The following is a 15,818-nucleotide window of genomic DNA, read 5'->3' on the forward strand; positions in this document are numbered from 1 at the left end:
ATAAATAAACGGAGTTTGACATGGCTAAAAAAGCAGCTTCCTCCAAAGAGACAGTAAAATCCAAAGCAGCTAAAAGTCCCGAAAAGACTGAGGTAAAAAAATCATCGGCGGCTAAATCAGCGAAATCCGCTGCGAAAACACCGAAGTTGAAAAAAATTGCGGAGGAAACCGTCCCGAAGAAGAAGTCTGCGGTACATGCCATGGCTGAAAAAGCAAAAGGTTCAAAAACAGCAATGAAAGAGACAAAAAAAGAAACAAAGGAAACAAAGAAGAAAACTGCGGATGAGACTGAAAAGCCAAAAGCCGCAAGAGCTTCTAAGAAAACCGCTGAGCCGAAAGAAACAAAAAAATCGGCGAAGAAAACGGAAACCGCGGCAGAAGCCCCAAAGGCACCGGAACCGGTAAAATCTGAAGTTCCTCCCAAACGCCCGATCGTGCTCACCAAAAAGTATGAAAAAGAAGATCTGGAGTATTTCAGAGCTTTGATACTTGATAAACGGGCTGAGATTGTACGCCAGATTCAGAATCTGCAGGAACAGATGAAAGACCCTACAACCGGTGAATATATAAATGAGAATTCCCCCTATTCACTCCACATGGCGGAGCAGGGTACCGATGCCATGGAGCGGGAGAAAACGTATTTATATATACAGCGCGAGACAAAGTTCTTAACCTATCTGGATGATGCACTCGAAAGAATTGATGCCGGAACCTACGGCGTATGTATTGAGTGTATTGATGAGCCAAAACATCTTTGCCCGACCTGTCCTCTTATTTCAAAACAGCGGCTGGAGGCAGTGCCTCACAGCAAACTCTGCGTTGAAATAAAGAAACTGCAGGAAAAAACCAGAAGATAAGAACGGTATAAAGGGTACTTCAGCGTTTGCGTGTATTATATCTGACATTAGCCACGGTTTTTATTGACCAGGCAGCCAAATTAGCAGTTAAAGGATTCAGAATACCGTTTCTTGATTTTGAATACTTTGGTATGTATCATGGGCAGTCCATACCCGTTCTGGGTAACTTCTTCATGCTTACCTTTGTTGAAAATCCGGGAATGGCATTCGGCATTGATCTGAACTCAACAGCCAAACCATGGTTATCCATCTTCTCGGTTGTTGCCAGCATCGGTCTGTTTTTCTATCTTTACTCAGTAAGGAAACAGAGTCTGAGCATGAGAATTGCTCTGGCTCTTATCCTTGGCGGAGCGATCGGTAATCTTATAGACCGCTGTTTTTATGGAGTGTTCTATGGGTATGCACCATTACTCTATGGCAAAGTTGTGGATTTCTTCAATTTTAATTTTTTTGATGTAACGCTCTTCGGACAGACCTATGACCGCTTCCCGATATTCAATATCGCGGATGCTGCAGTATCAGTAGGAGTATTTATCCTGTTGATATTTTACAAGCAGCATCAGGAAGAACTTGAACTCCGGGAAGAAGCTGAAAAAATCCGCGCTGAAGACGCCAGAGCATCCGCTGTTGCTGATGAACCTGCACCTGAAGACGCTTATTATGACGGAGAAATTCCGGAAGATTTAAAGGAAACAAACCCGGGTATAAACTACGGAAATCCCGACCGCGAAGGCCGCGGTGAAGTAGAGATACCGACCACCTCTGACAATATACAAGTTGTGAAGCCGCAAAATGGCGAATCTGATAACAGAAAAGATATTCAGATTTAACCTCCCTGACGGAAAGAAAAAAGAAAGAATTGATCTTTTTCTTGCCAACTCCATTGAGAACGCAACACGTACCAGGATTCAGAAACTGATTGAAGCGGGCTATGTAACCGTTAACGCAAAGGTTATTAAGTCCAATTATAAAGTAGCTCCGCGAGACTATATTGAAGTCAGTATTCCGGTATCTCCCCGCCCTGAATTTCCCGAACCTGAAGATATACCCATCGAGGTAGTATTTGAAGATGAATATATTATTATTGTAAACAAAGGGCCGGGCATGGCGGTGCATCCCTCACTGGGGAATTACAGCGGAACTCTGGTGCACGCTCTGCTGCACCACACTCAGAAGCTCAGTGCTGCCAACACTCCGGGTAGACCCGGAATTGTTCACCGGATTGACAAAGATACCAGCGGACTTGTGATTGTGGCAAAGGATAATTACACCCATTCCCATCTTGCATCACAGTTCAGCCGCCATACCATTGACCGTGAGTATCAGGCGATTGTGTGGGGACTCCCCGATGCTGATTCCGGAACAATTGATACCTATATATGCCGCAGCAAAAAGGACAGGAAAAAATTTACAGCATCCGTAGATGAGGGGAAACGGGCTATTACTCATTATGAAGTTCTGCAGCGGTTTGAGTTTGCATCACTGGTTAAACTGAAATTAAAAACCGGACGTACCCATCAGATACGCGTCCATATGGCGCATATAGGCCATCCCGTCTTCGGTGATGCTTTTTACGGGGGCCGGGCTGTTATATACGGATCGCAGCTGCCAAAAATAAAGCAGCGGGTTGCCAACCTCCTTGATGTGGTTCAGAGGCAGGCGCTGCATGCTAAAACGCTTGGCTTTGTGCATCCGGTTACCAAAGAACACCTGATATTTGACTCCAGACTGCCTAAAGATATGCAATACTTGCTGGATGAAATATCATCAACCTATAAAGAAGACTATGATACAGATATATAATACCCTTACCAGAAAAAAAGAAGAGTTTCGCCCGATAACCGGCGGAGAAGTGAAGTTTTATGTTTGCGGCCCGACTGTATATGATTATTTTCACATAGGCAACGGACGTTCCTTTATCAATGCTGATTTCATCCGCCGCTACCTTGAATATCGCGGTTATAAAGTTACTTTTATCATGAATGTAACTGATGTTGATGATAAGATTATCAAAAAAGCCAATGCCGAAGGTGTGGAATCAGCCGTCATTGCGGCTAAATATACTCAGGCATTTTTTGAAGACCTGGCAAAACTGGGAGTAAAACCCGCGACTGTGCATCCTAAAGCTACCGAGCACATGAAGGAGATTATTGATATTATAAAAAGGCTTGAAGAAAAGGGAGTTGCTTATAATGTAAAGGGTGATGTGTTTTATGATATATCCAGGTTTAACGGCTACGGGAAACTCAGCGGCAAAAACATAGATGAACTTGAAGCCGGATCCCGTGTTGAAGTGAATGAAATAAAAAAGCACCCGCTGGATTTTTCACTATGGAAGAGTGCAAAACCGGGAGAGCCCTTCTGGGAAAGTCCCTGGGGAAATGGACGTCCCGGCTGGCATATTGAGTGCTCGGCAATGAGCTCGAAGCATCTTGGCGAAACGTTTGATATACACGCAGGGGGAAGTGACCTCATTTTCCCTCATCATGAAAATGAAATCGCGCAGAGCGAGGCATGCTTTGGAAAAACCTTCGCGAATTACTGGATTCACTTTGGTTTTCTGAATATTGATAATACAAAAATGTCCAAGTCGCTTGGCAACTTCTTTACCGTTCGTGAAATCCTGGAAAAGTATCCGGCCGCAGCAATCCGGCTCTTTTTTGCTCAGACACACTTTTCCGTGCAGCTCAACTTCACTCAGGAAGCACTGGAAGCCGCGGCAAAGGGAAGTGAAAAGATGCAGAATCTGAAAGACTCACTTGCTTCGTACATACAGACGGCTCCGGAAAACGGGTCAGTATTCCCGGTGGATGAATACCGCGCAAAGTTTAATGAAGCGATGGATGATAATTTTAATACGCCTAATGCTGTTGCATTACTGTTTGATTTCATCCGGGATGTAAACCGTCATCTGGACAAAGAAGAAAAGCTTTCAAAAGTTTCAGCGGCAGAAGTGCTTAAATTTTTTGATGAAACTGCAGGCGGTGTTCTCGGTCTTTTTGCTGCCAGGGAAACTGGAAACTCCGGCAGAGAGGATGATGTTATCCGTCTGCTGCTTGAGATACGCAGCGATCTGAAAAAGGAAAAAAACTACCGGCTTTCCGATGTCATCCGTGACCGGTTAAAAGAGATTGGCATAGAGATCAGAGATTCTAAAGAAGGCACCACCTTCCGTAAACTCTGAAACAGAAAATGAGCACTCAGCATATTACGCACTTTGAACTTGACGGCAGGGAACTCCCCTGCAGAATACGCCGCAGCACAAGGGCGAAGTATATATCGCTGAGAATCACTCCGGCAGGGGAACTGGAACTGATTCTCCCCGGCAAGGCCCGTCCGGAAGACGGTCTGAAACTGCTGGAAAAGAATAAGGAGTGGGTGCGTGCCAGAAAAAAGCTTCTGAAAAGCGATGCTGATGAGTATTATTACCTCGGAAAAAAACTTTCGGTGCTGCGCTCTTTTTCAGAAGACATCACTGATCATGAGATCCGACTGAAGGGAGAACAGTTTCTTATTAAAAGTCCGGCGGCATCACGGATGAGCGTGCAGTCGGTGTATAACGGATTTATCCGATACCGCGCTGAGCGTTATCTCCTTCAGAGGGCTGAGGAACTTGCCTCAAAAAATGGTTTTGAAGTAGAGCGGTTTACCCTGAGAAAACAAAAATCGCGGTGGGGAAGCTGTTCATCTTCAAAAAGAATTTCACTCAATGTGAACCTGATGAAATGTCCCGAAAACATTATAGATTATGTGATATTCCATGAACTCTGCCATCTGCGGTTTATGGATCATTCTGAAAGATTCTGGAATGAAGTGCGCAAGTATGTTCCCGATTACCGGAAACTGCGGCGTCAGTTAAAATTTTACGCGAAAGTGAATTAATCATGTCTGATATACAGGATCAGCCCAAACATAAAGCCGGTTACGCTGCCATAGTGGGGCTCCCGAATGCCGGAAAATCAACTCTGATGAATGCTCTGCTGGGACAGAAGCTTTCCATCACGAGCAAAAAACCCCAGACTACCCGGAAGAAAATTGCAGGTATTCTGAGCGAGGAGATGTATCAGATCATATTTCTTGATACACCCGGTATTCTTGATCCCAAATATCTGCTTCAGGAGAGGATGAGCCGCTTCATAGAGTATTCTGTTTCGGATGCTGATATACTTCTTTTCATCTTTGACGCGCAGGGTGTTAAATCCGCAAAGCGGCTTTTTGAAGAAAACTTTAGCGGTATTCTTGAGCGGAGCAGAAAAAAGAAAAAAATTCTGCTGCTGAATAAAACCGATCTGGTTACACCTGAGATTATACAGGATGGAATCCGTTTTGCGGAGGAGAACTATAGGTTTGATGAAATTATTCCGGTTTCAGCGCTTGAAAAAGTCGGGCTTGAACTGGTGCTTGAGAAAATTCTTCACTACCTCCCGGAACACCCGAAGTATTTTGATGATGACCGGATTGCCGAAGAAACCGAGCGGTTCTTTGTGTCGGAAATTATCCGTGAAAAGATTTTTGAGCTTTATAAGGAAGAAGTTCCCTATAGCTGCGAAGTTGGCATTGAGGAGTTCAAAGAGCGGGCTGAGGGGAAAGATTATATATCAGCCGTAATTTTTGTTGAAAAGGAGAGCCAGAAACCGATTCTGATAGGCAAGCAGGGACTCCTGATTAAAAAACTGGGAGAGCTTTCACGTGCTGATATTGAAGCGTTCCATGGCAAGCCGGTATATCTTGAACTGCGTGTGAAGGTGCGCGAAAACTGGCGTTCAGATGAGTATCTTTTAAGGCAGATGGGTTATGAACCCTGATCAGCAGCAGAAAACACCTCAGTTAAAGGCAGAGTTTTTCCTTCTGCTGACCGCGCTACTCTGGGGCGGAACATTTTCCATGATCAAGAGTGTACTGGATGATGTTTCTCCCATGGTGTTTGTCTCAATGCGCTTTGCCCTGGCATCGGTTATTCTCTTCTCTATTTTCAGGTCATCATTCACCAATCTGAAGAGGCACAACTTTACTGAAGGAGCAGTTCTCGGATTTTTGCTTTTTGCCGGTTTTATAACACAGACTATCGGACTCAAAGATACCACGGCTACTAAATCAGCATTTATCACTGGAACCTTTGTTGTGCTTACGCCAATATTTCAGGTAATCATAGAGAAAAGAATGCCTACATTGGTAAACATCATAGGCATCATTGTGGTCTTTACCGGAATTGCATTTTTATCTTCAGCCGGGGAGTCTCCACTGTCGGTATTTACTGAACTCGGCAGCAACTTTACGTTTGGTGATTTCCTGACGTTCCTCTGCGCGGTGTTTTATGCCTTATATATAGTCTATCTTGATATGATCAGCGCCCGGCACGATTACCGTTTCCTTACATTTTTCCAGATACTGGTAACCTTTGTGCTGGCAGTCTTCTCAGCATTCGTTCTTGATTTCAGCGGGATTGAAACCGCGGAACTTACACTTAATAACGGCGTTATCGGCGCGGTACTTTATACAGCTATTTTTGCAACGATTATTACCACGCTGCTCCAGACAAGATTCCAAAGGGCGGTTACTCCGACCAAAGCGGGCATTATATTTTCATTTGAACCAATTTTTGCTGCTATTTTTGCGTACTTCTTTTTGTCTGAAGTCCCCGGTATGCTGGGTGTGATCGGCGGAGCGCTGATTGTAGGCGGAATCATTTTTACTGAAGTTGCAGGCCGGAAGGAGAGCTCAGACTGATGAAAAATATTGTAGGATATACGGTTCTGGTTGAGGGGCTTGTTCAGGGTGTTGGTTTCCGCTATTTTGTGAGAACCAATGCAGAGCGTTATAACATTAAAGGATTTGTAAAAAACCTGAACAGCGGTGATGTTTATATCGAGGCAGAAGGAACGGAGCAGACAATGCAGGAGTTTCTTCAGCAGGTTAAACGCGGGCCAAGGGTAGCACATGTACGGAAAATGACGGTGGAGAAAATGGAAGAACTGAAAAATTTTACGAAGTTTGAGGTAACGTTTTGAATATACGTATTGGCAACGGATTTGATATACACCGCACGGCAGCGGGAAGAAAACTCTTCCTCGGCGGTGTGCAAATTCCATCTGAATTCGGGCTTGACGGTCACTCGGATGCGGATGCACTGCTTCATGCTTTGTGTGACTCCCTGCTCGGCGCTCTCGCGCTCGGAGATATAGGACTCCACTTTCCGAATACGGATGAACGGTACCGGGGCATCGACAGCAAAAGACTCCTCAGCCATGTCTATGAACTGGTTAAGGAAAAAGGCTACCGGCTGATAAATACCGATATTATGGTTATATGCGAGCGGCCAAAGCTTCTTCCGTATATACAGCAGATGAGGGAAACCATAGCCGCTATTCTGGAATGCACGCCTGACCGTGTATCGGTGAAAGCAACCACCAACGAAAAGCTGGGGTCGCTTGGACGGGGTGAGGGGATTGCGGTATATGCTGTATCACTCCTTGAACAGGCCTTCTGATGTTTGAGTATCTTCTCACTTCAGTCTCGCAGCTTCCACCGGCATCAATCTATCTAATCCTGTTTGCGCTTCCGCTGATTGAGAATCTTTTTCCCCCTTCCCCGAGTGATGTGATTGTTGTTCTTTGCGGATCGATAATCGCCACCGGAGGCATAGATTATCTCCCCGCGCTTATAATAACGATACTCGGAAGTGAAACGGGATTTCTTATTCTGTACTATCTCGGAGTGCAGACGGATAAAAAAATCATTCAGGCCGGTAAGCTTCGTTTTATTTCGAATGAGTCGCTTCTCAGCGCGGAGAACTGGTTCAGGCGGTTTGGTTTCTGGCTGATTATTTTTAACAGATTCTTCCCCGGGCTTCGCTCAGTGATTGCATATTTTGCCGGAGTGAGCGAACTGCCGGTGCGCAATACGGTAATCTATTCCACTATCAGCGCGTTTCTCTGGAATACCATGCTTATCACCATGGGCTTTTATCTTGGTAATAATATCGAAGCGATTGACAGCTTTTTCTCAACCTATACCAATATTTTCCTTGTACTGCTTGGCGGGGCAGTTGCTTACTGGCTGGTGAACTATATCCGCAATAAACGGAATAAAAAGGCTGGAGGAGAGGAATCGAACCATGACTGAAAACAACGTAATCAACGTTGGAAAGGAAGATAAGTCAAAACGGAAAGCAAGAATCCGGCTGGTACTTTCCGGCGCGCTTTTCGGACTGGCATTTTCGCCGGTGCCGTTTCCCTTTACTCTGTTCTTTTTTCTCTATCCCTTCCTCAGCATCATTGAAAAGGAGGAAAAGGGTAGGGAGATCTATAAATCATTTTATCTGATGATGCTCTCGGCATCGTTTGTACTGGTTTACTGGGTCGGAGCGTTTACCGAAATGAAGGATCATTTTCTGATGATATCGGGAGTGGTTCTTTTCTTTTTTAACGCGATGTATCTTTCTTTTCAGGCACTGCTTTATATACCCGTGAGAAAGCGGTTCGGCAGCAGAACCGCAATTCTGCTTCTGCCGGTATTCTGGTCGGTGAATGATCTTTTTTATATGTGGGGGGATTTTAGTTTTCCCTGGATAAGCGCCGGACACGCCGCCTCGAATTTTAATTCCTTTATTCAGATCGCGGATATTATCGGCTCTCCCGGCATCGGACTGCTGGTGCTGTATATCAACGTATTTTTCTACTTTGCCGTAAAGAAATTCAGAGAAGGGGGAGGATACGCCAACCGTTTCTCCTGGGCGACGGGGGTTCTGATTATTATTCCGCTTCTCTATTCTGCGTTTCCTCTGCCTCAGTCATCAGGAAAAACACTTTCGGTCGGTTTAATTCAGCCGGATTTAGACCCCTATGATAAATGGGCTGGTGATAATCTGGATGCTATTATGGAAGATTATTTCTCCCTGTCCGACCAGGCAATTCAGGGGGGGGCTGAGATGCTCGTCTGGCCGGAGACAGCACTGCCGGCTTATATATTCAGCGGTGCGTATCCCGCTGAAGCACAGAAGATTTATGATTATGTTGAGCGGACGCAAATACCCCTTCTGACCGGTATGCCTGACCTGGTTTATTACGGAAAAGAAAACGCGCCGCCTCATTCGAAGTTTAATGAACAGATGGATTATTACTACCGTACGCACAACGCGGCGTTTCTGATTCAGCCCGGAGGCAAACCGGTGCAGCGTTACGGTAAGATGAAGTTGGTCCCCTTTGGCGAGAAAATACCCCTGGCGGATAAAATTCCTATTATCGGAAAATTCATTAAGTGGGGGGTAGGTATCTCCGGCTGGAACGAGGGGATAGATACCACCCTTCTGACAGTAACACGGGAATCTGAATCAGGCAAAGAACTTTTGTCTGATTCAGTATCAATCACCCCCCTGATCTGCTATGAGTCTGTCTATCCGGTGCATACTGCTGAGTTTTCGAAGAGGGGTGCAAATCTCATAGCTGTGGTGACTAATGACTCCTGGTACGGCAATACCAGCGGACCCTATCAGCACCGGGATTTTGCAAAACTACGCGCTGTGGAAAACCGCCTTCCGGTGATCCGGGCCGCAAACGGGGGAATAAGCTGCCTGATAAACAGCAGAGGTGAACTGAAAGCTTCCCTTTCCATGTACACACGTGACTACCTGGTCGTGGACGCAGAACTGGGTGCAGGAGGCACCATTTACAACCGATACGCTGAAGTTATCCCTTGGATGCTCTGGATTATTGCGATATCAGCGGTTCTGATGAGTTTTTTCAGCCGGAAGAAGGCGGAATAATAAGGATTTTAAGAAAAAAAACAGCATTTTTAGCGGGCTACCCCCTCTTGATTACGAGTCAAAAACTTTGTAGTTTCGCTAAGTTAAAACAGAAAAAAGGGTTCATTTTTTACTGTTTTAGAGTTTTCAAAAGAAAATGTAAATAGCGGTGAATCACCCGTAAACTGGTTCTCCCCCGGCAAGGTTCAGGCCGGGAAAACAGACTCTCCGCAGATTTACACTTAACATATTTTATATACACTTTTTCCGCAGAGAGGTTCGGATGAAGAAGTTTTTATTTATAGTTGTTGCTTTATTCTCTAGTCTTTACCCCCAGTGGGGTCTTTTTGACTTAGACCGTAGTTGGATAAGTATTAACTTTGACGGATCGGTAAGTGCTTATCGTATGTGGAATGGTGGAGTAGCCAATCCTGGATTTAACGAAGCCAATCTTGGTACATTCACATCAAATACACAAACTTTAGCAATTGCTAACTGGGATATCAAGACTTGGAGAAATTTTGGTAGCGATGTAACGGGTGTAGATATGAAATATAGAGTTTATAAGCAAGGATCTACTCCTGGTAGTTACTCTAGTACTGGGGGGGGGTGGATTCAGGATATAAATAGTTCAGATCAGAAATGGGGAAAATTGACTAGCACATCGATTAACATTTCGAGCTTGGAATCCAGTGCTACTTACGTAATCGAAGTATATATTGAAGTTTATGGAACGAATCCAAATGAAACAAAATATGATAATGGTACAAGTGGTAGTAACTATAAAGCTACATTTACCACTACCTCTGCTTTTCCCGTTGAACTCACTTCCTTTAATGGCAAAGTTGTAAACGGAAAAATTAACCTCAACTGGAATACAGCAACCGAAGTGAACAACTACGGATTTGAAGTTGAACGTGCTAAGGCAGTAAGCGGCAGCCAGAATGTGCAGTTTGCAAAGGTTGGATTTGTTGAAGGCAACGGCAACAGCAACTCACCAAAGAGTTATTCCTTCACTGATGCAAATGTTACCGCAGGCAAATATATCTACCGTCTGAAACAGATTGACACAGATGGCCAGTTTGAATACAGCCAGGAAATTGAAGTATCGGTTGATAATCTTATTAACGGCTATGTGCTTGAGCAGAATTTTCCGAATCCGTTTAACCCGTCAACCAGCATTAAGTTTGGTTTCCAGACGGACACCAGAGCAGAGGTCAAGGTATATAACGTAATCGGAGCTGAGGTTGCAACCCTCTTCAACGGTATGGCAGATGCAGGCAGAATTTACGAAGTAACCTTTGACGCAAGCGGTCTGGCAAGCGGAACCTACTTCTATAAATTAGTCACACCGGACAAAACCGATGTCCGCAAGATGATTTTAATGAAGTGATATTATTCATATAAACAGAAAACCCCGCCAATAAGAGCGGGGTTTTTTGTTTTATAGGGTGCCAACTCTTGGCGCTTTGTGCGAGTTCTTAAATTTAGTCAATTCATACTTCATACTTCAAAATTGATACTTGTTTTTCAGGTACTGCGTTCTGTAAGTGAAGATCTGTTCAACCTGTTTCTTTACAAACCAGCCGCCGAAAAGGTCGCCGATAAATCCGAGCGGTAACTTATAATGCACAATGTCAGTCATTTCCACACCGCCTTCAACCGGTTTAAAAATGTGCTGATGATGCCAGAATGCATAAGGCCCAAAGCGCTGTTCATCAACAAAGAATTTCCTGTCCTCAATGTGAGTAATCTCGGTTACCCAGTGAAGCGGTATGCCGAGTACGGGGTGGACTTTATACTCGATAATCAGTCCCTGATACATTTTATCAGGTACTTCTGATAGTATCTTGAAATTTAGATGTTTTGGGGTTACTTCGTTAAGATTTCTCGGGGTGGCGAAGAACTCCCATGCTTCCTCAAGGGAAACCGGAATAGTGATAGTTGATTTTAGTTTGTGAATTTTCATTGCGTTTCTAATTATTGTAATAGCTATCGATGTAACATTTTGATGCGGAAGAAGGTTTCAGAAGAAGAGATTTTTAACGCAAAGTCCGCTAAGTTTCATTTTGTTTTCGTACAGACAGATGACAATCTGTCTTTGAGTTATGAAGTATGAATTTATCCACTTTAATTCGTACAGACAAATGACAATCTGTCTCACCAGCGCCATGATTTTTAAGCTCGCAAAATGGAATGCGGATTATACGAATGCTTCTCAGCGCGGATTTATACGGATCGAACCCCGGGAAAATCTCCCGCAGATTTCGCAGATGACCGCAGATAAAAGATTGATTCGAACAGACAGATGATAATCTGTCTCCCCCCGAAAAAATAGCACAAAGACGCGATGCAAACAAAAAAGCCGGAGCGTTTTACGGCTCCGGCTTCATTGATTCTATTATCAGTGGGTCAGATTAATAGCGGTAGTATTCCGGCTTGTATGGTCCGTCAACAGTTACTCCGATATATTCTGCCTGCTTGGGGTTCAGCTCTTCGAGCTCAACTCCGATCTTTTTCAGATGGAGGCGTGCAACCTGCTCATCCAGCTTCTTTGGAAGAGTATATACTTTATTCTCATAAGAAGCGTGGTTCTTCCACAGTTCAAGCTGTGCAAGCACCTGATTGGTGAATGAGTTGCTCATCACGAATGAGGGATGCCCCATTGCGCAGCCAAGGTTTACCAGGCGGCCTTCAGCAAGCACGATGATATCCTTGCCGTCAACGGTGTATTTATCAACCTGCGGCTTGATGGTATCTTTAGTGTTACCGTAGTTCTCGTTCAGCCATGCCATGTCAATCTCATTGTCAAAGTGACCGATGTTGCAGACAACAGCTTTATCTTTCATTGCCTTGAAGTGCTCTCCGGTAACGATATCACAGTTTCCGGTAGCGGTAACAATGATGTCGCATTCAGGAATAGCGGTGGAAAGTTTCTTTACTTCATAACCTTCCATTGCTGCCTGCAGAGCGCAGATGGGGTCAATTTCGGTAACGATAACGCGGACACCTGCATGACGCAGTGAGTCAGCGGAACCTTTGCCTACATCACCGTAACCGCAGACAACGGCGACTTTGCCTGCAAGCATCAGGTCGGTAGCGCGTCTGATAGCATCAACCAGTGACTCGCGGCAGCCGTATTTGTTGTCGAACTTTGACTTGGTCACGGAATCGTTAACATTGAATGCCGGCATCGGGAGGGTGCCGTTTTTCATTCTTTCATACAGGCGGTGAACACCGGTGGTGGTTTCTTCGCTGAGTCCTTTAATACCTGCAACCAGTTCCGGATATTTGTCCAGAACCATATTGGTCAGATCGCCGCCGTCATCCAGAATCATGTTCAGGGGTTTGCGGTCTGGCCCGAAGAAAAGGGTCTGCTCAATGCACCAGTCAAACTCTTCAGCGTTCATACCTTTCCAGGCATAAACGGGAATGCCTTTTGCAGCCAGAGCGGCAGCGGCATGATCCTGAGTTGAGAAAATGTTGCATGATGACCAGGTTACATCAGCGCCGAGCTCGATGAGGGTCTCAATCAGGACGGCTGTCTGAATGGTCATGTGGAGGCATCCGGCAATGCGGGCGCCCTTAAGGGGTTTAATCTTTCCGTATTCTTCGCGCAGAGCCATCAGGCCGGGCATTTCAGCTTCTGCCAGAGTGATTTCCTTGCGGCCCCACTCTGCCAGGGAGATATCCTTCACCTTATATGGCAGATAGGTTACTTCTTTATCGAGTGTTGAACTCATTTCTGTCCTTCTTTTTCGTTGTTATTAAGCATATTTTCTAAACACCGGAACAAGGTCAAGTTGTTCCCAGGTGAAGTCTTTATCGTTTCTTCCGAAGTGTCCATAAGCAACTGTCTTCTGGTAAATCGGTCTTCTCAACTTTAATCTGGTGATAATTCCTTTCGGAGTCAGATCAACTTCTTTGTCAATCATTTTAGCGATTTCAGTATCGGGGATAACTCCGGTGCCTTTGGTATCAACAAAGATGGAAACCGGCTGTGCAACTCCGATAGCATAAGCAAGCTGAACCAGGCACTCTTTTGCGAGTCCGGCAGCTACTACGTTCTTTGCAACGTGGCGTGCTGCGTAGGTTGCGCTTCTGTCCACTTTTGAGGGGTCTTTACCTGAGAATGCACCGCCGCCGTGGGGAGCCCATCCGCCGTAGGTATCAACAATGATTTTTCTTCCGGTCAGGCCGCTGTCTCCGTGAGGTCCGCCGATGACGAAGTTTCCGGTCGGGTTTACAAAGTATTTTGTCTTTTTGTCGAGCAGGCGGGCAGGGATTACTTTCTTGATGATGTTTTCGATCACATCAGCTTTAATCTGTTTCTGCTTTACTGAAGGGTCATGCTGGGTTGATACTACAACCGCATCAACACGGACCGGCTTTTTATTATCATCATACTCAACGGTCACCTGTGATTTTGAGTCAGGACGGAGGTATGGCATGGGGGAGTTTTTCATGCGGCGTACATCAGCAAGCTTTTTTACGATCTGATGTGCGTAGGTAATCGGCATCGGCATCAGTTCTTTTGTCTGATCGCATGCATAACCGAACATGATACCCTGGTCTCCTGCTCCGCCGGTGTCAACGCCCATGGCGATATCGGGGGACTGAGTGTGAAGGGTATTGATAATACCGCAGGAATCAGCTTCAAACATATATTCAGCTTTTGTGTAGCCTATTTTTTTAACGGTATCGCGTACGATCTGCTGCAGATCAATCCATGCTTTGGTTGTAACCTCACCGCCCACAACTACAAGGCCTGTGGTCACGAAGGTTTCGCATGCGACGCGCGCTGCCGGATCCTGCGCCAGGATGGCATCAAGCACGCCGTCTGATATTGCATCACTTACTTTATCGGGATGTCCTTCAGAGACCGACTCAGAGGTGAAGAGAAATGACATGTGTTTTCCTTTTTGTTATATATATTAATTGAAATCTATCTCGGTGGAATCGCCTGAATTCAGCTTGCGATACCGCCCTTTAATAATACTGTTTGAGCCGAGCAGGGAGTCCGTAAGGATGGAACTTCTGATCTCGGCATTGTCCGCCACGATGGAATTTTTTACGATCGAATCGGAGATGGTAACTCCGTCCCCGATAGAAACATAAGGTCCGATAACCGAGTTTGTTACCATGGCTGATTCGGATATATAAACCGGTTCATTGATGACCACCCCCGGCAGTGCATATTGTTTTTCATTCTGTGAAAGCAAGAAGCGATTGGTTTCAAGCAGAGTTTCCGGCTTTCCGCAGTCATACCATCCTTCAACGGCAAAAGCGCCCATCGGCTCACCCCGGTCAATCATCATCATCAGTGCATCGGTAAGCTGAAACTCACCCCGGGTGCGGATATTGTTGACGATAAGATTGTGCAGGCACTCCGCCAGCAGTTTAGGATTCTTAATGTAATAAAGTCCTACAAGAGCAAGATTAGAAACCGGCTCCTGAGGTTTTTCAACAAGTTTATAAATCCTCCCGCTGTTCATCAGGGCAACACCAAAGCGGCGGGGGTCTTCAACGGATTTAACTCCAAGCGCGCTGGTCTTTAAGCTGAACACATTCGCCAGATTCACATCAAAGATGGTATCGCCGAGGATGATAAAAAGCTCTTCATCATCAAAGGTCGGAGCGGCTGTATATATAGCATGCCCCAGCCCCTCAGGCACTTTCTGCTCAACGAATGCAGCATCTATCTGCGGGTAGTTTTTACTCACGTAGTCCTGTATCATATCACCCAGATGGCCCCAGATAAAGGTTGCTCTGGTTATTCCTTCAGCCAGCAGCTTGTCAAGGATATGACCAAGTATCGGCTTACCCCCTACATTGAGGAGAACCTTCGGCGTGGTATGGGTATGTGGCTTTAATCTGCTGCCGATTCCGGCAACCGGTATGATAGCCCGCATGCGCTCCTTTATAATAAAGACAAAACTCAAATTTACCGAAATTCCCAGTCAGGAACAAGACAGCTTTCATTAGTAATTAGGAGTGAGTAATTAGTAATTCAGGTATGTACAATTAACAATGTACAATGTACACGGAGCCGGGAAAGGTCTTAAGCAAGTAAGCGGGAATTCCTTTTCAAATACCGGCTACTAAGCAAACCAAAGATATTGAATTATCATTCACGCCACCATCCCAGGAGTGTCCCCACTGTCCCCAACTATAATCTTCTGCTGAATTTCTCAACTTTTTCTCATTTCCTGAAAAAGAAA

The 15,818-nt window shown here is 45.2% G+C and carries 16 protein-coding genes; 12 read left to right on the forward strand and 4 right to left on the reverse strand.

What is annotated here, in order from left to right:
- The first annotated feature begins 20 nt into the window (after positions 1-20).
- From HRU80_05950 to HRU80_06005, 12 genes are all read left to right on the forward strand, one after another.
- Positions 21-857 (forward strand): conjugal transfer protein TraR, encoded by an 837-nt coding sequence (locus tag HRU80_05950; GenBank protein QOJ28438.1) that lies wholly within the window; start codon positions 21-23, stop codon positions 855-857.
- A gap of 26 nt (positions 858-883) precedes the next feature.
- On the forward strand, positions 884-1,687 hold the full coding sequence (gene lspA, locus HRU80_05955) for a signal peptidase II (GenBank protein QOJ28439.1): 804 nt from the start codon (positions 884-886) through the stop codon (positions 1,685-1,687).
- Positions 1,650-2,660, forward strand: a complete 1,011-nt coding sequence (locus HRU80_05960) for an RluA family pseudouridine synthase (protein QOJ28440.1) — start codon at positions 1,650-1,652, stop codon at positions 2,658-2,660. Before lspA ends, HRU80_05960 begins: the two co-directional genes overlap by 38 nt.
- Positions 2,647-4,041 (forward strand): cysteine--tRNA ligase, encoded by a 1,395-nt coding sequence (locus HRU80_05965; protein QOJ30473.1) that lies wholly within the window; start codon positions 2,647-2,649, stop codon positions 4,039-4,041. Before HRU80_05960 ends, HRU80_05965 begins: the two co-directional genes overlap by 14 nt.
- An 8-nt stretch (positions 4,042-4,049) precedes the next feature.
- Positions 4,050-4,739, forward strand: coding sequence for a M48 family metallopeptidase (locus tag HRU80_05970; protein QOJ28441.1), 690 nt, complete (start codon positions 4,050-4,052; stop codon positions 4,737-4,739).
- A 2-nt stretch (positions 4,740-4,741) separates the two neighbouring features.
- Positions 4,742-5,662 (forward strand): GTPase Era, encoded by a 921-nt coding sequence (gene era / locus HRU80_05975; protein QOJ28442.1) that lies wholly within the window; start codon positions 4,742-4,744, stop codon positions 5,660-5,662.
- Complete coding sequence (locus HRU80_05980; protein QOJ28443.1) at positions 5,652-6,584, forward strand: DMT family transporter; 933 nt, start codon at positions 5,652-5,654, stop codon at positions 6,582-6,584. The genes era and HRU80_05980 overlap by 11 nt, the downstream gene beginning before the upstream one ends.
- Before the next feature lie 8 nt (positions 6,585-6,592).
- Positions 6,593-6,865 (forward strand): acylphosphatase, encoded by a 273-nt coding sequence (locus HRU80_05985; GenBank protein ID QOJ30474.1) that lies wholly within the window; start codon positions 6,593-6,595, stop codon positions 6,863-6,865.
- A gap of 2 nt (positions 6,866-6,867) precedes the next feature.
- Positions 6,868-7,344 carry a 2-C-methyl-D-erythritol 2,4-cyclodiphosphate synthase gene (locus tag HRU80_05990; GenBank protein ID QOJ30475.1) on the forward strand — a complete coding sequence of 159 codons (477 nt, stop codon included), beginning with the start codon at positions 6,868-6,870 and terminating at the stop codon, positions 7,342-7,344.
- The gene (locus HRU80_05995) at positions 7,344-7,979 is read left to right on the forward strand and encodes a DedA family protein (GenBank protein ID QOJ28444.1); all 636 of its coding nucleotides are present in this window, start codon (positions 7,344-7,346) and stop codon (positions 7,977-7,979) included. Before HRU80_05990 ends, HRU80_05995 begins: the two co-directional genes overlap by 1 nt.
- Entirely contained in the window at positions 7,972-9,618 is a 1,647-nt protein-coding gene (lnt, locus tag HRU80_06000) for an apolipoprotein N-acyltransferase (protein ID QOJ28445.1), read from the forward strand. Before HRU80_05995 ends, lnt begins: the two co-directional genes overlap by 8 nt.
- Before the next feature lie 262 nt (positions 9,619-9,880).
- Entirely contained in the window at positions 9,881-10,990 is a 1,110-nt protein-coding gene (locus HRU80_06005) for a T9SS type A sorting domain-containing protein (GenBank protein QOJ28446.1), read from the forward strand.
- Positions 10,991-11,107: 117 nt separating this feature from the next.
- Here HRU80_06005 and HRU80_06010 read toward each other — a convergent pair whose 3' ends face one another.
- The 4 genes from HRU80_06010 to HRU80_06025 form a co-directional block, all read right to left on the reverse strand.
- Positions 11,108-11,566 (reverse strand): SRPBCC family protein, encoded by a 459-nt coding sequence (locus HRU80_06010; GenBank protein QOJ28447.1) that lies wholly within the window; start codon positions 11,564-11,566, stop codon positions 11,108-11,110.
- Positions 11,567-12,014: 448 nt separating this feature from the next.
- On the reverse strand, positions 12,015-13,340 hold the full coding sequence (locus HRU80_06015; GenBank protein QOJ28448.1) for an adenosylhomocysteinase: 1,326 nt from the start codon (positions 13,338-13,340) through the stop codon (positions 12,015-12,017).
- Between the two features lie 24 nt (positions 13,341-13,364).
- Entirely contained in the window at positions 13,365-14,507 is a 1,143-nt protein-coding gene (locus HRU80_06020) for a methionine adenosyltransferase (GenBank protein ID QOJ28449.1), read from the reverse strand.
- 24 nt (positions 14,508-14,531) lie between these two features.
- Positions 14,532-15,509: an NTP transferase domain-containing protein gene (locus HRU80_06025; GenBank protein QOJ28450.1), complete on the reverse strand. Its 978-nt coding sequence runs from the start codon at positions 15,507-15,509 to the stop codon at positions 14,532-14,534.
- Between the last annotated feature and the right edge of the window lie 309 nt (positions 15,510-15,818).

The organism is Ignavibacteriales bacterium (assembly GCA_015709675.1).
Classification (GTDB): Bacteria; Bacteroidota; Ignavibacteria; order Ignavibacteriales; family Ignavibacteriaceae; genus H2-BAC3.